The following is a 19,160-nucleotide window of genomic DNA, read 5'->3' on the forward strand; positions in this document are numbered from 1 at the left end:
CTTGGGCGACCTCGACCCGTCAGCCCAGGTGACCGCCAGCGAGCCCCAGCCTCGACGCATTGGCGTGCTGGGCGGGACCTTCGACCCAGTGCACATCGGCCATTTGCGCGGTGCGCTGGAAGTCGCCGAATCGCTGGCGCTCGATGAGTTGCGTCTGACACCCAGTGCCAGGCCGCCTCATCGGGGCACGCCGCAGGTGTCAGCGAAGGACCGTCTGGCGATGGTCAAGTGCGCGGTGGCCGGTGTGGCACCGTTGGTAGTGGACGCCCGCGAATTGCAGCGGGACAAACCGTCCTACACCATCGACACCCTGGAACTGATGCGCGCCGAACTTGCCGCACAAGATCAGGTTTTTCTACTTTTGGGCTGGGACGCATTTTGCGGCCTGCCCACTTGGCACCGCTGGGAAGAGTTGCTCCAGCATTGCCACATCCTGGTGCTGCAACGCCCGGATGCCGACAGCGAACCGCCGGATGCCTTGCGCAACCTGCTGGCAGCGCGCTCGGTGAGCGACCCGCTGGCCCTCAAAGGGCCGAGCGGACAGATTGCATTCGTCTGGCAGACGCCGCTCGCGGTATCCGCCACCCAGATCCGTCAACTGCTGGCCAGCGGTAAGTCGGTACGTTTCCTGGTGCCCGACGCGGTCCTGGCCTACATCGATGCGCACGGGCTTTACCGTGCGTCGAACTGAAAAAGGGCGCGCTTCAAGGCACGTGAATGCGTGTATCGAAGCGCCCGAACACATGAGCAAAACGAGTTTTATATGACTGACAAAGACGTAAACAAAGTAAAGCGCAAGGGCACGTTCAAGAGCGCTCCGCTGCCAGTAGTGGCCAATACCGGCCCGGAACTGCGCGGCGAAGAGCTGGTCAAGGTTGCCGTAGCGGCCCTGGAAGACGTCAAGGCCCAGGATGTTCTGGTGATCGACGTTCGTGAAAAGCAGAGCATCACTGATTTCATGATCATCGCTACCGGTACTTCCAACCGCCAGATCGGCGCGATGCTGGATAAGGTCCGCGAGGCGGTCAAGGCCCAAGGCGTCAAGCCGTTGGGTGAAGAAGGCAAGGGCGACAGCGACTGGGTGCTGCTGGATATGGACGACGTCATCGTGCACATGATGACTGCCAGCGCTCGCCAGTTCTATGACCTGGAGCGTTTGTGGCAGGGTGCCGAGCAGAGCCGTGCCGGCAGCGCCGCGCACCACAGCCCGGAAAACACCCATGAGCATTTCATCAAGCTCAACAAAGACCAGCAATAAGGGAACGCTGTGCGACTGCGACTGATCGCCGTCGGTTCACGCATGCCCAAATGGGTGGAAGAAGGCTGGCATGAATATGCCAAGCGTCTTCCGTCCGAGCTGGCGCTGGAACTGGTGGAAATTCCGCTCAACACCCGCGGCAAGAACGCCGACGTGGCGCGCTTTATCCGTCAGGAAGGCGAAGCCATGCTGGCCAAGGTCGGGCCGAACGAGCGCATTGTCACCCTCGAAGTCCACGGCAAGCCCTGGAGCACCGAGCAACTGGCGGTCGAACTCGATCGCTGGCGGCTGGACTCGCGCACGGTGAATTTCATGGTCGGCGGCCCCGAGGGGCTGGCGCCGGAAGTCTGTGCCCGGGCGGATCAACGCTGGTCGTTGTCACCGTTGACGTTGCCGCACCCGCTGGTGCGGATTCTGATCGGCGAACAGCTGTATCGTGCCTGGACAGTCCTGTCCGGCCACCCTTACCACAAGTAGTTCTGCCCTCATGCCCCAGCCGATCCGCATCAAGGACCACGAAAAAGACGCCCGTCTGGTGCGTGGCCGCGTCGTGTTCGGGGCCATTGCAGTGGTGGCGCTGATTGGCGTGCTGATCGCGCGGCTGTATTTCCTTCAGGTGATCCAGTACGAGTACCACTCGACACTGTCGGAAAACAACCGCGTCCATGTGCAGCCGATTCCGCCGACTCGCGGGTTGATCTTCGACCGCAATGGCGTGGTGGTGGCCGATAACCGGCCCAGCTTCAGCCTGAGCATGACCCGCGAACGCTCCGGTGACTGGCAGCAAGTGCTCGACGTGATCGTTGAAGTGCTGGAGCTGACGCCCGAGGACCGGGTGATTTTCGAGAAGCGCATGCGTCAGGGGCGCCGACCGTTTGAGCCGGTGCCAATCCTGTTCGAACTGAGCGAAGAGCAGATCGCCCGCATCGCGGTGAACCAGTTCCGCCTGCCTGGTGTGGAAGTGGTCGCGCAGCTGGTGCGGCATTACCCGCAGGGTGCGCACTTTGCGCACTCGGTGGGTTACATGGGGCGGATCAACGAGAAAGAGCTCAAGACGCTCGATCCGGTGAGTTACAGCGGCACCCATCAAATTGGTAAAACCGGCATCGAGCGGTTTTACGAGCCCGAGCTGCACGGTCAGGTCGGTTACGAAGAAGTCGAGACCAACGCCCGTGGCCGCGTGTTGCGGGTGCTCAAACGTACCGAGCCGATTTCCGGCAAGGACATCGTCCTTAGCCTGGACATCAAATTGCAGGAAGCCGCCGAAGCCGCGCTCGGCGGTCGTCGTGGCGCGGTAGTGGCGCTGGACCCGAAAACCGGCGAAGTCCTGGCGATGGTCAGTCAGCCGAGTTTTGACCCGAACCTGTTCGTCACCGGCATCAGTTTCAAAGCCTATTCCGAGTTGCGCGATTCCATCGACCGGCCATTGTTCAACCGCGTGTTGCGCGGTCTGTACCCGCCGGGCTCGACGATTAAACCGGCGGTGGCGATTGCCGGCCTGGATGCGGGCGTGGTCACCGCATCGACCCGGGTCTACGACCCCGGTTACTACCAACTGCCCAATTACGATCACAAATACCGTAACTGGAACCGTACCGGCGACGGTTACGTGGATCTGGACACGGCGATCATGCGGTCCAACGACACCTACTTCTATGACCTGGCGCACAAGCTGGGGATTGATCGGTTGTCGGCTTACATGAGCAAATTCGGTATTGGTCAGAAGGTCTCCCTCGACATGTTCGAAGAGTCGCCGGGGTTGATGCCGACCCGGGAATGGAAGCGCGCGACCCGTCGTCAGGCCTGGTACCCGGGCGAAACGCTGATTCTCGGGATCGGTCAGGGCTACATGCAGTCCACTCCGTTGCAGTTGGCGCAGGCCACGGCGCTGGTGGCCAACAAGGGTGTGTGGAATCGTCCGCATTTGGCCAAGACCCTCGAAGGTGCGAAGCCGGTGGACGAAAATCCGATGCCGGACATCATTCTGCGCGACCCGTCGGACTGGACCAAGGTCAACCACGGCATGCAGCAGGTGATGCACGGTGCCCGCGGTACGGCGCGCAAGGCATCCATCGGTGCTCAATACCGGATTGCCGGCAAAAGTGGTACGGCCCAGGTGGTCGCGATCAAGCAGGGCGAGAAGTACGACCGCTCCAAGGTTCAGGAGCGTCACCGCGACCACGCCTTGTTCGTCGGCTTCGCGCCGGCCGACAACCCGCAAATCGTGGTGTCGGTAATGGTCGAGAACGGCGAGTCCGGTTCCGGCGTCGCCGCGCCAGTGGTGCGTCAAGTCATGGACGCCTGGCTCCTGGACCAGGACGGCCGACTGAAAGCCGAATACGCCAGCCCTATCAGTGCGGAGGCTACGGCCCGTGAAGAGTAATTTCGATCGCATCCTCTCCAGCGAGGATGTGATGCGTCGCCGTGCGACGCTGTTGCAACGCATGCACATCGACGGCCCATTGCTGATCCTGCTTCTGACCCTCGCGGCCGGCAGCCTGTTCGTGCTGTATTCGGCCAGCGGCAAAAGCTGGGATCTGCTGGCCAAGCAAGCCACTTCCTTCGGCATCGGCCTGGTGTCGATGATCGTCATCGCCCAGTTCGAGCCGCGCTTCATGGCCCGTTGGGTGCCGGTCGGTTATGTGATCGGCGTGCTGTTGCTGGTGGTGGTGGATGTCATGGGCCACAACGCCATGGGTGCCACGCGCTGGATCAACATTCCCGGGGTGATCCGCTTCCAGCCTTCGGAATTCATGAAGATCCTGATGCCGGCAACCATCGCCTGGTACCTGGCCAAGCGCTCCTTGCCGCCACAACTCAAGCATGTGGGCGTCAGTCTGTTTCTGATCGGGTTGCCGTTCATTCTGATCGTGCGTCAACCCGACCTCGGCACTTCGCTGCTTATTCTCGCCGGTGGCGCGTTCGTTCTGTTCATGGGCGGCCTGCGCTGGCGCTGGATTCTCAGCGTGATTGCCGCGGCTGTGCCGGTGGCGGTCGGCATGTGGTACTTCATCATGCACGACTACCAGAAGCAGCGAATCCTGACCTTCCTCGACCCAGAGAGCGATCCGCTGGGCACGGGCTGGAACATCATTCAGTCGAAAGCAGCCATCGGTTCCGGTGGCGTGTTCGGCAAAGGCTGGTTGCTTGGCACCCAGTCGCACCTGGACTTCCTGCCGGAAAGCCACACCGACTTCATTATTGCGGTGCTGGGCGAAGAATTCGGCCTGGTGGGCATCTGCGCATTGTTGCTGATTTACCTGTTGTTGATCGGTCGCGGGCTGGTGATTACCGCCCAGGCGCAGACATTGTTCGGCAAATTGCTCGCGGGCAGCCTGACCATGACGTTTTTTGTTTACGTTTTCGTCAACATCGGTATGGTCAGTGGCCTGTTGCCGGTTGTGGGGGTGCCGTTGCCGTTCATTAGCTACGGAGGAACTTCGCTGGTGACGCTACTGTCAGCGTTTGGGGTTTTGATGTCGATCCATACCCATCGCAAGTGGATCGCACAGGTTTGAATAAGGTGAAGATTTCAATGCAAGTAATGCGTGGCTGGGCGACTCGATACGCACCGTGGGTCGGCCTGGTAAGCATCCTTGGTACCACGCAGCAAGCGTGGGGCGGCGATTACGAAGGCTCACCCCAGGTGGCCGAGTTCGTCGGTGAAATGACCCGCGACTATGGCTTTGCCGGTGAACAGCTGATGGGCGTGTTCCGCGAAGCCGAGCGCAAACAGTCGATTCTGGACGCGATCTCCAAGCCCGCCGAACGGGTCAAACAGTGGAAAGAATATCGCCCGATGTTCATCACCGAGGCGCGCATCGCCCGTGGTGTGGACTTCTGGCGTCAGCACGAAGCGATCCTGGCTCGTGCCGAGCAGGAATACGGTGTGCCGGCGCAGGTCATCGTCTCGATCATCGGCGTGGAGACCTTCTTTGGTCGAAATACCGGCAATTTCCGGGTGATCGATGCCTTGTCGACCCTGGGTTTCGACTATCCTCCCCGTGCCGAATTCTTCCGCAAGGAATTGCGTGAATTCCTGCTGCTGGCCCGTGAAGAGCAGGTCGATCCGTTGACCCTCAAAGGCTCCTATGCCGGGGCCATGGGCTTGCCGCAATTCATGCCGAGCAGTTTTCGCGCCTATGCGGTGGATTTTGACGGTGACGGCCACATTAATATCTGGACCAACCCGGATGATGCCATCGGCAGCGTCGCCAGTTATTTCAAGCGTCACGGCTGGGTCGCCGGCGAACCTGTGGTCAGCCGCGCCGATGTGCGTGGCGATCAGGTAGATGAAGGTTTGACCGCAGGCATCGAGCCGACGAAAACTGTCGGGGAGTTGCGGGCGCTGGGCTGGTCGAGTCATGATGCGCTGCGCGATGATATGCCGGTCACAGCTTTTCGCCTGGAAGGTGACAATGGCCCTGAATACTGGATGGGCCTGACGAATTTTTACGCAATCACGCGTTATAACCGCAGCGTGATGTACGCCATGGCCGTACATCAACTGTCTGAACAGCTGGTCCAAGCACGGGGCGTCAAGTAATGCGGGCATTGCCTATGAATAAACCCCTGAAGCTCATGGCATTCGCCGCGTTGACGGTTCTGGTCGCCAGTTGTTCGACCAGTCGCGCGCCGGCTCAGAAGTCCCCGACCGCCGTTCGTTCGGCACTTGGCCTGGATATCAACCGGGCTCACAAGGATGGCGCACCCTGGTGGGACGTCGACGTAACGCGCATTCCAGATGCCACGCCGACCCTGCACAGCGGTCCTTATAAAGCCAACCCGTACACGGTGCTGGGCAAGACTTACTTCCCGATGCAAGAATCCAGGACCTACGTGGCCTCGGGCACTGCGTCCTGGTACGGCACCAAATTCCATGGCCAGAACACCGCCAACGGCGAAGTGTATGACCTGTACGGCATGAGCGCAGCGCACAAGACCCTGCCACTGCCCAGTTACGTTCGGGTGACTAACCTGGACAACAACAAGACGGTCATCCTGCGGGTCAACGACCGCGGGCCGTTCTACTCGGACCGGATCATCGACTTGTCCTACGCGGCCGCCAAGAAACTCGGCTATGCCGAAACCGGTACGGCGCGGGTCAAGGTCGAAGGCATCGACCCGCAGCAATGGTGGGCAGCCAAAGGCCGCCCGGCGCCTTTAATGCTTAACGAGCCGAAAGTCGCACAAAATAGCGCCCCGGTGATTACGGCATCGGCCGGCACCGTCGAGCAATGGACCCCACCGCCGCAGCAACACGCCGCGGCCGTAGTGCCCGTGCAGATCGATGCAAAAAAAAACGCTTCTGTACCAGCCTCTGGCCAGTATCTGCAGGTGGGCGCGTTCGCCAACCCGGACGCTGCAGAGCTCCTGAGATCGAAGCTCAGCGGGATGGTGAGCGCTCCGGTGTTCATCAGCTCGATCGTGCGTAACCAACAGACACTGCATCGGGTGCGCCTGGGGCCGATCGGCTCGCCGGGTGAAATCCAGCAAGTGCAAAACAGCGTGCGGCTGGCCAATCTCGGTTCGCCGAGCCTGGTCAGCGCCGAGTAACACGTAGTACTTGATTGACGGTTCGCTTGCGGTTTGGGGGGCGAACCGGGTTGTTGGCTCGTTGAAGAACAAAAGCCCGGCAAGGGTTGCAGAGTGAGCAACTGAACACGCGACAACTTTTTAGAGAGTTGTCTGATTAGTTTTGCCCTAGGGCAGTTTCCATTAGCGATTTCGAGAGACGGATGAACATCACCACCTTTGCCAAACGCCTGTGCCTGCTAGTCCCGCTGCTTCTCTCACCCGCGGCTTTCGCGGCCGAGATAATGCCGTCGCCACCGCAACTGGCCGCCAAAGCCTATGTACTCATGGACGCCAGCAGCGGCAACGTGCTGGTAGAGAACAATGGTGACCAGCGTCTGCCACCGGCCAGCCTGACCAAGCTGATGACCGCTTACATCGCGACCCTGGAAATCCGTCGTGGCCAGATCGGCGAAAACGATCCGGTGACCGTCAGCGAGAACGCCTGGCGTACCGGCGGTTCGCGGATGTTCATCAAGGTGGGTTCGCAAGTCACCGTCAGCGACCTGCTGCACGGCATCATCATTCAGTCGGGTAACGACGCCAGTGTTGCGCTCGCCGAGCACATCGCCGGCAGCGAAGACGCGTTCGCCGACATGATGAACAAAACCGTGGCCGACCTGGGCATGACCAACAGCCACTTCATGAACCCGACCGGTCTGCCAAACCCTGAGCACTACTCGTCGGCTCACGACATGGCCGTGCTGGCCCGCGCGATCATCCACGAAGACCCGGCTCACTACGCGATCTACTCGCAGAAAGAGTTCTTCTGGAACGGCATCAAGCAGCCTAACCGCAACCTGCTGCTGTGGCGCGACAAGACCGTCGACGGTCTGAAAACCGGTCACACCGACGAAGCCGGCTACTGCATGGTGTCTTCGGCTGTACGTGATGGCATGCGCCTGATCGCCGTGGTGTTCGGCACCAACAGCGAAGTGGCCCGTGCTGCTGAAACCCAGAAGCTGCTGACTTACGGTTTCCGCTTCTTCGAAACCCAGACCTTCTATCAGAAAGGCGCCGAGCTGGCTCAGGCACCTGTCTGGAAAGGCACCACCAATCAAGTCAAGGCCGGCCTGGCTCAAGACCTGACCATGACCCTGCCAAAAGGCCAGCTGAAAAAGCTCGCCGCCAGCATGACCATGACCCCGCAACTGGTCGCGCCAATCGCCAAGGGCGATGTGATCGGTAAAGTCGAAGTGAAACTGGACGACAAAGTGGTGCACAGCGCCGACCTGATCGCTCTGGACGCGGTTGACGAGGGTGGTATCTTCCGCCGCATGTGGGATAGCATCCGTCTATTCTTCTACGGCTTGTTCAACTGAATTAGTGTGGACCTGCATGGCCCCGTTCCAATCCGGAGCGGGGCCATGTCCGTTGCCACGGCTTACGAGGCCGTTACGCCATGACAGAAACTGAAGTAAAGGCGCCAAAAATCGAATTCCCCTGCGCGGATTACCCGATCAAGGTAATCGGCGACACCGGCGTGGGTTTCAAGGACAAGATCATTGCGATCCTTGAGAAACACGCGACCGTTGACCACAACACCTTTGCCGAACGGCAGAGTACCAACGGCAAGTACACGACCATCCAGTTGCACATCATCGCCACCGGCCAGGAACAGCTGTACGACATCAACAGCGAGTTGCGGGCTACCGGTTTCGTGCACATGGTGCTGTGATGTCTGGCACGCTGGGCTTTCGCGAGCTCGGCCAGATGGCTTACGAGCCGGTCTGGCATGCCATGCAGCGCTTCACCAATGAACGCGGCAGCGATGCCGCCGACGAAGTCTGGCTGGTCGAGCACCCGCCGGTGTTCACTCAGGGCCAGGCTGGCAAGGCCGAGCATCTGCTGCTGCCGGGGGATATTCCGGTGGTGAAGGTCGACCGCGGTGGTCAGGTGACTTATCACGGTCCCGGCCAGCTGGTGGCCTACCTGTTACTGGACGTTCGCAAGCTGGGGTTCGGCGTGCGTGATCTGGTCAGCCGCATGGAGCAATGCCTGATTGAGCTGCTGGCCAGCTACGGCGTGACCGCGGTGGCCAAGCCGGATGCGCCGGGTGTCTATGTCGATGGCGCGAAAATCGCTTCTCTGGGTCTGCGGATCCGCCACGGTTGCTCCTTTCATGGCCTGGCCTTGAACGTGGATATGAACCTGGAACCGTTTCGACGGATTAATCCCTGCGGCTACGCCGGGCTGGCAATGACCCAGCTGTGCGATCACGCAGGATCGATTGAATTTGCCGAGGTAAGTGCCCGGCTGCGCGCGCAGCTCGTCAAACACCTCGACTATGCTGAGCAGACGACCCTAACGGGCGGAATCGACTGATATGACTACTGATGCAGTGCAAACCATGATCCCGACGCTCGATGTCACCGAGCGTCCGGCCCCGCGTGCCAAGGTTGAAGCCGGCGTCAAGCTGCGCGGCGCCGAGAAGGTTGCACGCATCCCGGTGAAGATCATCCCGACCACTGAACTGCCGAAGAAACCCGACTGGATTCGCGTGCGCATCCCGGTTTCCCCGGAGGTCGACCGCATCAAGGCCCTGCTGCGCAAACACAAGCTGCACAGCGTGTGCGAAGAGGCGTCCTGCCCGAACCTGGGCGAGTGCTTCTCCGGTGGCACCGCGACCTTCATGATCATGGGTGACATCTGCACCCGTCGCTGCCCGTTCTGCGACGTTGGTCATGGTCGTCCGAAGCCACTGGACGTCAACGAGCCGCAAAGCCTGGCCATTGCCATCGCCGACCTGAAACTCAAGTACGTCGTAATCACCTCGGTAGACCGCGACGACCTGCGTGACGGCGGTGCCCAGCATTTTGCCGATTGCATCCGCGAAATCCGCAAACTGTCGCCGAACGTGCAGCTCGAGACCCTGGTTCCGGACTACCGTGGCCGCATGGACGTCGCGCTGGAAATCACCGCCGCCGAGCCGCCTGATGTGTTCAACCACAACCTGGAAACCGTGCCTCGCCTGTACAAGGCTGCGCGTCCGGGTTCGGATTACCAGTGGTCGCTGACCCTGCTGCAACGCTTCAAGCAGATGATGCCGCACATTCCGACCAAGTCCGGTTTGATGCTGGGCCTGGGCGAAACCGACGAAGAAGTCATCGAAGTCATGAAGCGCATGCGCGAACACGACATCGACATGCTGACCCTGGGCCAGTACCTGCAACCGTCCCGCAGCCACTTGCCGGTCCAGCGCTTCGTACACCCGGACACCTTCGCCTGGTTCGCCGAGGAAGGTTACAAGATGGGCTTCAAGAACGTTGCTTCCGGGCCGCTGGTACGTTCCTCGTACCACGCTGACGAGCAGGCGAAACTGGTCAAGGCCGAGCTGATGTCGTCCTGATCCCGTTTTGAGAGCAAAAAAGGCCCGCAAGGCTTCCAGGCCTTGCGGGCCTTTTTTTAGCAGTGCTCACGGCGATTACAGTCTTTTCCTGCAAATCGTGGTGCGATTGACCCTCTTCTGTTTATTCCCGTTCCTGACTACTGTGTGCTGAAGCGTTCACAGGGAGAATCATGGATGACTGCTCGACCGACCCACACCCTTTGTCCACATGCCCCCGTTCCGGCCTTGCCGCCTACAGGGCTGATTGGCGTGATCGCGCCCGCCGGCCCCGCAGCGCTGGACACCGATAAAGCCATCGGCTGGATGCGCGCTCGCGGCTATTCGCTGCGCGTGTTTCCCGGCGTTTATGAGCAAGAGGGTTATCTGGCCGGCAGTGATGATGTGCGGCTCAATGACTTGCATGGCGCATTCGCCGACAGCGAGGTCGATGCCATCATCTGTCTGCGTGGCGGTTACGGTACACCGCGTTTGCTTGATCGCATCGATTTCGAATTACTGCGCAACAACGCCAAGCCGTTTATCGGCTACAGCGACGTTACTGCACTGCACTCGGCCATCAGTCGTTATGCCGGGTTCGTGACCTTCCATGGCCCGATGCTCAACGCTGACCTGCTGGGTGACAAGCAGCAACCCACCGAGTTCTCGTTTTTCAACATGCTGCGCGGGCAGGTGAAGGCGGGCAGTGTGCTTTCTCACCCGGTGGCTTGGCCGTTGACCACAATCGAGCCCGGTATCGCTCACGGGCGCTTGCTGGGGGGCAATCTGTCGATGATCGCCGCGACCATGGGCACGCCTTATGAGATCGATGCCGAGGGCGTCATCCTGTTCATCGAGGACATCAACGAGCCGCTGTATCGCATCGACCGGCTGCTGACTCATTTGCGTCTGGCCGGCACGTTGCACAAGCTGCGTGGGGTTCTGGTGGGGGATGTGGCTGGGGTTGATGCGATTGCGCTGGAGAAGTTGCTCAAGCAGACCTTTGCGCCGTTGCGCATCCCCGTGCTGGCCGGATGGCGTAGCGGGCATTGTGATCCGAATCTGACGCTGCCGATGGGCGCGCTGGTCAGGCTGGATGCGGGGGGCAAGGCGTTGGTGTTGGAGCAGGATGTGGTGATCAAGCGGTAGTTCGTTAGCGCCTGATAGTCAGTCTTCGCGGGCAAGCCCGCTCCCACAGGGTCAAGGTGTATGCAAATGTCACATTCACCTTTGAACTTGTGGGAGCGGGCTTGCCCGCGATGCTTTTTAGCGGTTACGCAGACCTTCCAGCAACTTGTGCGTCGGATAACCATCCGCCGGCCAGCCAAACGACTGCTGCGCGCTGCGGATCGCTTTGCGGGTATTGGCGCCGATAATCCCGTCGGCGGTCCCTGCGTCGTAGTTCTGGGCGCTCAGCAGGTTTTGCAACTCGATTCGCTCGGTACGGCTCAGCGGCAAGTCATCTTTTGGCCATAGACCGCTGATCAAACCGCCACCATTGAAGCGCTCGGACAGCAGACTCACGGCCAGGGCGTAGGACGAAGAGTTGTTGTACTTGAGAATCGCGCGGAAGTTATCGAGGACCAGGAACGCCGGGCCGCGATAGCCTGCCGGCAACAACAGGGCGGCCGACAGGTGTTCGGAACCTGCCGGAACCTGGCCGCCATTGGGCAGGGTTACCCCCAGTTGTCGCCACTCGGCTACGCTCTTGCGAATCGCGCCATCGGCCAGGACGTAGTTGAAGCCGCTCGCCAGTTGTACTTCGAAGCCCCAAGGCTGACCTTTCTGCCAGCCGGAGCTTTGCAGGTAGTGCGCGGTCGAGGCCAATGCATCAGCGGAGCTGTTCCAGATGTCGCGGCGGCCATCACCGTCAAAGTCTACGGCGTGGGTGTTGTAGGTGGTCGGAATGAACTGGGTCTGGCCCATGGCGCCGGCCCAGGAACCGAGCATTTTCTCGGGGGCGATATCGCCTTGTTGCAGGATTTGCAAGGCTGCGATCAGTTGCGCGTGAGCAAAGCCCGGACGTCGACCTTCATAAGCCAGGGTCGCCAGGGAGTTGATCACCGACTTGCTGCCCTGGAACTGACCAAAGTTACTTTCCATGCCCCATACCGCGACCAGAGCCTGACGGTCGACGCCGTAGCGCTGTTCGATGTTTTGCAGGATGTCGGCGTGTTCGCCGACAAGCGCCTGACCTTTGCGCACCCGTAGCGGCGACAGCGCGCCATCGAGGTACTCCCACACCGGGCGAGTAAATTCCGGTTGGCTGCGATCGGCACGGATCACGCTGTCGTCCACGCTGACATTGGCAAAAGCACGATCGAACAGGTCGGCGCGAATGCCGGCGGCGAGGGCGTCTTTACGGAAACCCGCCTGCCATTCGGCAAAGGTCTGGGTAGGCTGGATGTCGAGATTTTCACCGGTTGGAACCACCGGCGGAATGATCGCAGGGGCCGTCGCAACGGTGCGGGTCTGAAGCGGTTGGGCGTCGGCGGCGGTGGGTTTTTCCGCGCAGGCGACAAGCAGAACGAGGCTGGAGGCAGCTATCAGTTGGCGAAGAGGCCAACGACGGGAAATACAAAGGGGCATGCACAGGTCCAGAGGATACGAATCAGGTGCAGACCTTAACATGTTGAGCGATGGCTTGCCTTTCAGGCCGCCAGAAAGTAAGAAGCCTCCCAGCTGTTAGACTGGAAGGCTTCGCGGCGGTAGCTGCCTTTGCCCTTGCCGGCTCGTTCCTGACGGCTACGGAACAGTGGCTGGGCGACGATGGATTTGGCCTTGTTGGGGCCATGTTTGGATGGCTTTTTGCTCATGATGGTCTCTCGCAAGTGAGTGGGTTTTGCGGGGGGAATAATCTGCCGAAGCAAGGGTTCTGTCTAGTCCCTACGATGTGTAGGAAATGATACCTGTGGCGAGGGAGCTTGCTCCCGCTCGGCTGCGCAGCAGTCGTGGAACTGGTAACCGAGGAACATCTGAAGGCGCGCGGTGACTGGTTTTAGGGTCGCTTCGCAACCCAGCGGGAGCAAGCTCCCTCGCCACAAAAACATTACTCGGCGGGTAACGATAATCTCTGCCCGGCCATCAACAGCGTCAACCGACTCAAACTCATCCACGGCGAACCCGCCGCCTGGCCTTTGATCTGCGCGTCGATGCGCTGGGCTTCCAACAGCAACTGCGCCCAGCGTTGTGCCGAGTAGCGTTGCAGCGCTTTGCTCATCAACGGTTTGCGTTTGTCCCAGATTGGCGGTCGGGCCTGGCTGAAAGCTTTGTCGAGCGGCACGCCTTGGCTGTATTGCAGCGACAGGTTGGCCAGCAGACGCAGTTCTCGGGCCAGCGCCCAGAGGATCACCGGCGGTTCGACGCCTTCGCCGCGCAACCCTTCGAGCATGCGCAGGGCGTGAGCAGCTTCGCCATTGAGAATCGCATCGGTCAGGCCGAAGACATCGAAACGGGCGCTGTCGGCTACTGCCGCTTGCACGGTTTCGACAGTGATCTGCCCACCCTCTGCCATCAGCTTGAGCTTTTCGATTTCCTGGGCGGCAGCCAGCAGGTTGCCCTCGACCCGAGCGGCGATCAGTTCGACAGCGTCCTGGCTGGCGGAAAGCCCGGCCTGGGACAGGCGTTGACGGATCCAGCTCGGCAACTGGTTGGTGTCCACGGGCCAGATCTGCACGAACTGGGTCTGCGGACCTTCGACCAGCGCCTTGCCCCACTTGGTCTTCTGCGCACTGCCGTCAAGCTTGGGCAGGCTGATCAGCAACACCGTGTCTTCGGCCGGGCGCGAGCAATACTCAATCAATGCCGCGGCGCCTTTGTCTCCGGGTTTGCCGGAGGGCAGACGCAGTTCCAGAAGACGTTTTTCGGCGAACAGCGACATGCTGGCGCCGGCCTGCAGCAGCGTACCCCAGTCGAAACTGGCGTCGGCGGCAAAGACCTGGCGTTCATCGAAACCTTGCTGGCGGGCAGCCGCGCGAATGGCGTCGGCGGCTTCCTGACACAGCAGTGGGTCATCGCCACTGATGACGTAGACCGGCGCGAGGGCGCCTTGCAGGTGTTTACCGAGTTGGGCGGGGGCGAGTTTCATAAGAAGAGGCAAACGGGGCGCCTGAGCGCCCCGTAAGGCTTATTGCTGCGGCAGTTCGATAGGCGACTGACGCGGCGTCTGCGCTTCAGCTTTCTGCGCCGCTTCCAATGCGTCGGCTTCAGCCTTGGCCCTGGCATCAGCGGTCTGTTGCAGTTGTTCCAACTGCGTCGGGGACATCTGTTGCAGGCGCAGCATCATGCGTTGAACCAGTTCACGACGCATTTCCTTGCGGGCATCGTTGGCTTCCTGGTCGGAACCCACCAGGTTGTTGCCGTCATGGATGAAGACTTTCTGCACTTCGAGCTTGTCGCTCAGCAGTGGCAGGTTGCTCTGACCCCGGATGTCATAGTTCAGCACCATGGTCATCTGGTACTCGCCAGTACGACCGGCGCCTGCGTAGCTGAGGATGCGCTGGCTTTCCTGCTCATCGGTCAGCACCAGTTTGTGAGGTGCGCCGCTGTAGACCTTGACGCCACTGCTTTCCAGCACCTGACGCAATTGCGTTACGGTTTCGCCGTAGGCATTGCGGGCGCTCAGATCGAGTTCCTTGATCGCCAGTTCAGTGGTGCCGGTGCCGCGCAGCTGGAAACCGCAGGCGCTCAGCAGGACTGCAAGGCCCATCACCAGCAAATTGCGTTTGATCATCTTGTTGCTCCCCTTGAAACCATGTGGGCCGGTCAAGCGGCCCGAAAGGTTTTACTCGGCGCCAGGCATCACCTGGCGCCCGATCCAATTTAGCTGGCGACGATATTGACCAGTTTCCCGGGCACTACGATCACTTTGCGAATAGTCAGGCCATCGACGAAGCGCAGGACGTTTTCGTTGGCCCGTGCGGCCGCTTCGACTTCTTCGCGGCTGGCGCTGGCCGGCATTTCGATGTGGCCGCGCAGCTTGCCGTTGACTTGAATGACAAGCTGCAGGCTGTCCTGTACCAGGGCACTTTCATCCAGCACCGGCCAACCGGCATCGATGACCGGATCGGCGTGACCCAGGCGATGCCACAGTTCGTGGCTGATGTGCGGGGTGATCGGAGCCAGCAGCAGGACTACGGTTTCCAGACCTTCGTGAATCAGTGCGCGATCCTGTTCGGTGCCTTGCGCGGCTTTTTCCAGCACGTTCATCAGCGTCATCACTTGGGCAATGGCGGTGTTGAATTTGTGGTTCTGGCCGACGTCGTGGCTGGCCTGCTTGATGGCCTGGTGGATCGAACGGCGAATGGCTTTCTGCTCGTCGTTCAGGCTGGCGACGTCCAGTTTGCCCGGCAGGCCCTGAGTGACGTGCGCTTGAGCCAGGCGCCAGACGCGCTTGAGGAAGCGGTGCGAACCCTCTACGCCGGAGTCGGACCATTCCGCGCTCATGTCGGGTGGCGAGGCGAACATCATGAACAGGCGGCAGGTGTCTGCGCCGAACTGGTCAATCATCGACTGTGGGTCGACGCCGTTGTTCTTTGACTTGGCCATCTTCTCGGTGCCACCGATTTCCACCGGCAGGCCGTCTGCGATCAGCTTGGCGCTAATGACCTTGGCCTTGCTGTCACGCTCAAGCTCCACGTCCGCCGGGTTGAACCAGGTGTAAGCACCATTGGCTTCGCGACGGTAGTAAGTCTCGGCGATCACCATGCCCTGAGTCAGCAGGTTCTTGAATGGCTCGTTGGAGCTCACCAGGCCTTCATCACGCATCAGCTTGTGGAAGAAGCGCGCATAAAGCAGGTGAAGAATGGCGTGTTCGATGCCACCGATGTACTGATCCACTGGCAACCAATGGTCGGCAGCCGATTTTTCCACCAGACCGCCTTCATAGTGCGGCGAGGCGTAGCGGGCGTAGTACCACGAGGACTCGACAAAGGTGTCCATGGTGTCGGTTTCACGCTTGGCTGCAGCGCCGCATTTCGGGCAGGTGCACTCGTAGAACTCGGGCATGCGCGCCAGTGGCGAACCGGCGCCGTCCGGTACGACGTCTTCCGGCAGCACCACGGGCAGTTGATCTTCCGGGACCGGCACATCACCGCAGGTGTCGCAGTGGATGATCGGGATCGGGCAGCCCCAGTAGCGCTGGCGGCTGATGCCCCAGTCGCGCAGGCGGAACTGGGTGCGCGAGGCTCCGAGGTTTTTCTTGATCAGCGCCACTTCAATGGCGTCGAACGCACCTGCGAAGTCGAGGCCGTCGAATTCGCCGGAGTTGATCAGCGTGCCGTGCTCGCCGTACGCATCCTGCCAAGGAGCCGGGTTGGTGTCACCGGAACTTGTGCGCACCACGGATTTGATCGGCAGGTTGTACTTGGTGGCGAACTCGAAATCACGTTCGTCGTGAGCCGGAACAGCCATGACCGCGCCATCGCCGTAATGCATCAGCACGTAGTTGGCGACCCACACCGGGAGTTTCTCACCGGTCAGCGGATGCTCGACGAACAGCGAGGTCGGCAGGCCTTTTTTCTCTTGAGTGGCGACGTCGGCTTCGGCAACGCTGCCGCCCTTGCATTCAGCGATGAACGCTTGCAGTTCAGGGTTGTTCTGCGCGGCCAGGGTCGCCAAATGGTGTTCGGCGGCCACCGCAACGTAGGTTGCGCCCATCAGGGTGTCCGGACGGGTGGTGAAGACTTTCAGCGCGCCGGTTTCACCGATGGAAGCGACGTCGTACGGGAATTGCACTTCCATGCCGCGAGATTTGCCGATCCAGTTGCGCTGCATGGTCTTGACCTGTTCAGGCCAGCCAGTCAGTTCGTCGAGGCTTTCCAGCAGCTCATCCGCGTAGGCGGTGATCTTGAAGTAGTACATCGGGATTTCGCGCTTTTCGATCAGCGCGCCGGAACGCCAGCCGCGACCGTCGATCACTTGCTCGTTGGCCAGAACGGTCTGGTCGACCGGATCCCAGTTCACAGTGCCGCTTTTTTTGTAAATCACGCCTTTTTCGAACAGGCGAGTGAACAGCCATTGTTCCCAGCGGTAGTAATCAGGCTTGCAGGTGGTCACTTCGCGCGACCAGTCCACCGCCAGGCCCAGGCTGCGCAGCTGGCTTTTCATGTAGGCGATGTTTTCGTAGGTCCACTTGGCGGGCGCTACGTTGTTCTTCATCGCGGCGTTTTCCGCCGGCATGCCGAAGGCGTCCCAACCCATGGGTTGCAGGACGTTCTTGCCTTGCATGCGCTGGTAGCGGGAGATCACGTCGCCGATGGTGTAGTTGCGCACGTGCCCCATGTGTAGCTTGCCGCTGGGGTAAGGGAACATCGACAGGCAGTAGAACGTCTCCTTGCCTGGCTGTTCACTGACTTCAAAGGACTTTTGCTCGTCCCAGAATGACTGGGCGGCGGCTTCGATTTCACGGGGCTGATATTGTTCGTGCATGGCTACTTTTGAACTGAATAGGGGTGGCCTAATCCTCTTCAATGCAACGCTGGACGGTGATAACGCCAAATCGACGTTTCGGTGCCCAGGCGAGCTGGAAGTGGAGTTACAGGAAGCGCCGTAGCATACATGACCGCACTCTACCGAGGGAAACCCTGATTACACGCAAGGATGCGGCCTATACCCGCTCCGAGGGCCGTTGGTCGCGGCACTCAGCCGGTTTTTTCAGCGAGGCTAAGCTCTAAAAGGGGAGTGAGTCTTATCTTCAATGAGGTGATGGATGGTTGAGTCACAGCAAAAAGCTACAAAACCGGAGCTGTACGAAAAACTGATAGACCGTCTCGCAATGGCCCTGGATGTGGCCAAAACCGCCGGTCGGCTTCGCGATGAGCGTCCCCTGGAGCTGGAGCTGCGTGGTTTGAGCCCCGCAGAGTTTGAACTGGTCAAGGCCTATCTGGACCGTAGTGAACGTGAGACGCATGGATGCTTGTCAGCAGCAGTGAAGCAACTCGAGGCACCACGTTCGGCCAATATCATCTGGCTCAAGGATAAGGCACCCGGCAAAGGCGCGGTAAAGGTCCGGTCTTTGCAATTCAAGTAAGAGCACTTGAAGCCGTTGGATATGCTTTTTTGAAGCAAAGTCCTTCCGCATTTGTTGTCGCATGGCGTCAATCCACCTAGGCTTCGGGCATCTATGGAGATGCCCGATGCCTTTTCGTTATTTCATTAAACAACTTCTATTGCCTCCCGGCATTTTATTGCTGTTGCTGGTGCTTGCCTGGTGGTGGCGCCGCTCAAGGCCGAGGCTGGCGGGGTTGTGCTTCGTCCTGGGCGTGGGTGGTTTCTGGTTGATGAGCCTGCCAGTGATGGTGGAGTGGAGTGCCAAGGCCCTGGAGCGCGAGCCGCCACTGGCGCGCGAGGAATGGGCAACCTTGGGCCGACGGGCGGACGCGATCGTGGTGCTGGGTTCAGGGCGTGAGCGTGGCGACCCGGCCTGGGGCGTTGACCAGCCGACCGGTGTAGGCCTGGGGCGCGAGCGTTATGCCGCGCGCCTGGCCAAGGCGTCCGGCTTGCCGATTCTGACCAGCGGCGGCCTGCATTACGGCACGCCACCGACCGAAGCGAAGCTGATGGCGGACTCATTGCTCGATGATTTTGGCGTGACGGTGCGCTGGCAGGAAGGGCGCAGCCGCACGACCTGGGAAAACGCGCAATTCAGCGCCCAGGTATTGTTGCCGGAGGGGATCAAGCGGGTGGTGGTCGTGACTCAGGCCTGGCACATGCCGCGAGCGGTCTGGAGTTTCCAGCAGGCGGGATTTGAGGTGGTGCCCGCGCCAGTAGGGTTTTTAGGCGTGGACAATGCCCGGCCGCTGGGTGGCTGGATGCCGGAGTTCAAATCGATCTGGCAGAGCGGGCAGCTGATGAATGAGGCGGTGGGGCAGATCGGGTATTCGTTGTTTTATCGAGGCGATGTCGACCCCGATTGATATTGTGCCTGTGATGCCGTCTTCGCGAGCAAGCCCGCTCCCACATTGGATCTCGAGTGTTCACACATACTGTGTTCGCCGCAGATCT

19 protein-coding genes are annotated in these 19,160 nt (G+C 60.4%); 14 read left to right on the forward strand and 5 right to left on the reverse strand.

Annotated elements, in window-relative coordinates; translation table 11 throughout:
• The first annotated feature begins 1 nt into the window (after window position 1).
• The 12 genes from nadD to AC1RQB_RS08065 all read left to right on the forward strand — a co-directional run bounded on the left by nadD (window position 2) and on the right by AC1RQB_RS08065 (window position 11,306).
• Window positions 2-691, forward strand: coding sequence for a nicotinate-nucleotide adenylyltransferase (gene nadD, locus AC1RQB_RS08010; protein ID WP_063342420.1), 690 nt, complete (start codon window positions 2-4; stop codon window positions 689-691).
• Window positions 692-763: 72 nt separating this feature from the next.
• Window positions 764-1,258: a ribosome silencing factor gene (rsfS, locus tag AC1RQB_RS08015; protein WP_038981377.1), complete on the forward strand. Its 495-nt coding sequence runs from the start codon at window positions 764-766 to the stop codon at window positions 1,256-1,258.
• Between the two features lie 9 nt (window positions 1,259-1,267).
• Window positions 1,268-1,735, forward strand: a complete 468-nt coding sequence (gene rlmH / locus AC1RQB_RS08020; RefSeq protein WP_003185785.1) for a 23S rRNA (pseudouridine(1915)-N(3))-methyltransferase RlmH — start codon at window positions 1,268-1,270, stop codon at window positions 1,733-1,735.
• 10 nt (window positions 1,736-1,745) lie between these two features.
• Window positions 1,746-3,641, forward strand: a complete 1,896-nt coding sequence (gene mrdA, locus AC1RQB_RS08025) for a penicillin-binding protein 2 (RefSeq protein ID WP_008070114.1) — start codon at window positions 1,746-1,748, stop codon at window positions 3,639-3,641.
• A 31-nt stretch (window positions 3,642-3,672) separates the two neighbouring features.
• A complete protein-coding gene (rodA, locus tag AC1RQB_RS08030; RefSeq protein WP_050549258.1) occupies window positions 3,673-4,776 on the forward strand; it encodes a rod shape-determining protein RodA in 1,104 nt (367 codons plus the stop codon).
• A gap of 17 nt (window positions 4,777-4,793) precedes the next feature.
• Complete coding sequence (gene mltB, locus AC1RQB_RS08035; RefSeq protein WP_063342421.1) at window positions 4,794-5,804, forward strand: lytic murein transglycosylase B; 1,011 nt, start codon at window positions 4,794-4,796, stop codon at window positions 5,802-5,804.
• A complete protein-coding gene (locus tag AC1RQB_RS08040; RefSeq protein ID WP_063342422.1) occupies window positions 5,804-6,814 on the forward strand; it encodes a septal ring lytic transglycosylase RlpA family protein in 1,011 nt (336 codons plus the stop codon). The genes mltB and AC1RQB_RS08040 overlap by 1 nt, the downstream gene beginning before the upstream one ends.
• Window positions 6,815-6,996: 182 nt before the next feature.
• On the forward strand, window positions 6,997-8,154 hold the full coding sequence (locus tag AC1RQB_RS08045) for a D-alanyl-D-alanine carboxypeptidase family protein (protein WP_008070106.1): 1,158 nt from the start codon (window positions 6,997-6,999) through the stop codon (window positions 8,152-8,154).
• An 80-nt stretch (window positions 8,155-8,234) separates the two neighbouring features.
• Window positions 8,235-8,510 (forward strand): DUF493 domain-containing protein, encoded by a 276-nt coding sequence (locus AC1RQB_RS08050; RefSeq protein WP_007894389.1) that lies wholly within the window; start codon window positions 8,235-8,237, stop codon window positions 8,508-8,510.
• Window positions 8,510-9,157, forward strand: coding sequence for a lipoyl(octanoyl) transferase LipB (gene lipB / locus AC1RQB_RS08055; RefSeq protein ID WP_008070104.1), 648 nt, complete (start codon window positions 8,510-8,512; stop codon window positions 9,155-9,157). Before AC1RQB_RS08050 ends, lipB begins: the two co-directional genes overlap by 1 nt.
• Before the next feature lies 1 nt (window position 9,158).
• Window positions 9,159-10,181, forward strand: coding sequence for a lipoyl synthase (gene lipA, locus AC1RQB_RS08060; RefSeq protein ID WP_007894397.1), 1,023 nt, complete (start codon window positions 9,159-9,161; stop codon window positions 10,179-10,181).
• 174 nt (window positions 10,182-10,355) lie between these two features.
• The gene (locus AC1RQB_RS08065) at window positions 10,356-11,306 is read left to right on the forward strand and encodes a S66 peptidase family protein (RefSeq protein WP_063342423.1); all 951 of its coding nucleotides are present in this window, start codon (window positions 10,356-10,358) and stop codon (window positions 11,304-11,306) included.
• A gap of 117 nt (window positions 11,307-11,423) precedes the next feature.
• Here AC1RQB_RS08065 and AC1RQB_RS08070 read toward each other — a convergent pair whose 3' ends face one another.
• From AC1RQB_RS08070 to leuS, 5 genes are all read right to left on the reverse strand, one after another.
• Window positions 11,424-12,746: a lytic murein transglycosylase gene (locus AC1RQB_RS08070; protein ID WP_063342424.1), complete on the reverse strand. Its 1,323-nt coding sequence runs from the start codon at window positions 12,744-12,746 to the stop codon at window positions 11,424-11,426.
• Between the two features lie 62 nt (window positions 12,747-12,808).
• Window positions 12,809-12,973, reverse strand: coding sequence for an alternative ribosome rescue factor ArfA (gene arfA, locus AC1RQB_RS08075; protein ID WP_046069682.1), 165 nt, complete (start codon window positions 12,971-12,973; stop codon window positions 12,809-12,811).
• Window positions 12,974-13,206: 233 nt separating this feature from the next.
• Window positions 13,207-14,244 (reverse strand): DNA polymerase III subunit delta, encoded by a 1,038-nt coding sequence (holA, locus tag AC1RQB_RS08080; protein ID WP_063342425.1) that lies wholly within the window; start codon window positions 14,242-14,244, stop codon window positions 13,207-13,209.
• Between the two features lie 39 nt (window positions 14,245-14,283).
• Window positions 14,284-14,889, reverse strand: a complete 606-nt coding sequence (locus AC1RQB_RS08085) for an LPS-assembly lipoprotein LptE (RefSeq protein ID WP_063342426.1) — start codon at window positions 14,887-14,889, stop codon at window positions 14,284-14,286.
• Between the two features lie 89 nt (window positions 14,890-14,978).
• On the reverse strand, window positions 14,979-17,585 hold the full coding sequence (leuS, locus tag AC1RQB_RS08090; protein ID WP_063342427.1) for a leucine--tRNA ligase: 2,607 nt from the start codon (window positions 17,583-17,585) through the stop codon (window positions 14,979-14,981).
• A 280-nt stretch (window positions 17,586-17,865) separates the two neighbouring features.
• Here leuS and AC1RQB_RS08095 point away from each other — a divergent pair, with 280 nt between their 5' ends.
• Together AC1RQB_RS08095 and AC1RQB_RS08100 are read left to right on the forward strand one after the other, a co-directional pair.
• Window positions 17,866-18,186 (forward strand): hypothetical protein, encoded by a 321-nt coding sequence (locus tag AC1RQB_RS08095; RefSeq protein WP_063342428.1) that lies wholly within the window; start codon window positions 17,866-17,868, stop codon window positions 18,184-18,186.
• Between the two features lie 106 nt (window positions 18,187-18,292).
• On the forward strand, window positions 18,293-19,072 hold the full coding sequence (locus tag AC1RQB_RS08100; protein ID WP_008070093.1) for a YdcF family protein: 780 nt from the start codon (window positions 18,293-18,295) through the stop codon (window positions 19,070-19,072).
• The last annotated feature ends 88 nt before the right edge of the window (window positions 19,073-19,160 follow it).

The organism is Pseudomonas sp. GW822-FHT02E03, from assembly GCF_058802325.1.

What these genes read in the sequence shown, in the direction of transcription:
- rsfS (WP_038981377.1), top strand. Translation starts at nt 764, where the DNA reads ATGACTGACAAAGACGTAAACAAAGTAAAGCGCAAGGGCACGTTCAAG.
- mrdA (WP_008070114.1), top strand. Translation starts at nt 1,746, where the DNA reads ATGCCCCAGCCGATCCGCATCAAGGACCACGAAAAAGACGCCCGTCTG.
- rodA (WP_050549258.1), top strand. Translation starts at nt 3,673, where the DNA reads ATGCGTCGCCGTGCGACGCTGTTGCAACGCATGCACATCGACGGCCCA.
- mltB (WP_063342421.1), top strand. Translation starts at nt 4,794, where the DNA reads ATGCAAGTAATGCGTGGCTGGGCGACTCGATACGCACCGTGGGTCGGC.
- AC1RQB_RS08040 (WP_063342422.1), top strand. Translation starts at nt 5,804, where the DNA reads ATGCGGGCATTGCCTATGAATAAACCCCTGAAGCTCATGGCATTCGCC.
- AC1RQB_RS08045 (WP_008070106.1), top strand. Translation starts at nt 6,997, where the DNA reads ATGAACATCACCACCTTTGCCAAACGCCTGTGCCTGCTAGTCCCGCTG.
- AC1RQB_RS08050 (WP_007894389.1), top strand. Translation starts at nt 8,235, where the DNA reads ATGACAGAAACTGAAGTAAAGGCGCCAAAAATCGAATTCCCCTGCGCG.
- lipB (WP_008070104.1), top strand. Translation starts at nt 8,510, where the DNA reads ATGTCTGGCACGCTGGGCTTTCGCGAGCTCGGCCAGATGGCTTACGAG.
- lipA (WP_007894397.1), top strand. Translation starts at nt 9,159, where the DNA reads ATGACTACTGATGCAGTGCAAACCATGATCCCGACGCTCGATGTCACC.
- AC1RQB_RS08065 (WP_063342423.1), top strand. Translation starts at nt 10,356, where the DNA reads ATGACTGCTCGACCGACCCACACCCTTTGTCCACATGCCCCCGTTCCG.
- AC1RQB_RS08070 (WP_063342424.1), bottom strand. Translation starts at nt 12,746, where the DNA reads ATGCCCCTTTGTATTTCCCGTCGTTGGCCTCTTCGCCAACTGATAGCT.
- arfA (WP_046069682.1), bottom strand. Translation starts at nt 12,973, where the DNA reads ATGAGCAAAAAGCCATCCAAACATGGCCCCAACAAGGCCAAATCCATC.
- holA (WP_063342425.1), bottom strand. Translation starts at nt 14,244, where the DNA reads ATGAAACTCGCCCCCGCCCAACTCGGTAAACACCTGCAAGGCGCCCTC.
- AC1RQB_RS08085 (WP_063342426.1), bottom strand. Translation starts at nt 14,889, where the DNA reads ATGATCAAACGCAATTTGCTGGTGATGGGCCTTGCAGTCCTGCTGAGC.
- leuS (WP_063342427.1), bottom strand. Translation starts at nt 17,585, where the DNA reads ATGCACGAACAATATCAGCCCCGTGAAATCGAAGCCGCCGCCCAGTCA.
- AC1RQB_RS08095 (WP_063342428.1), top strand. Translation starts at nt 17,866, where the DNA reads ATGGTTGAGTCACAGCAAAAAGCTACAAAACCGGAGCTGTACGAAAAA.
- AC1RQB_RS08100 (WP_008070093.1), top strand. Translation starts at nt 18,293, where the DNA reads ATGCCTTTTCGTTATTTCATTAAACAACTTCTATTGCCTCCCGGCATT.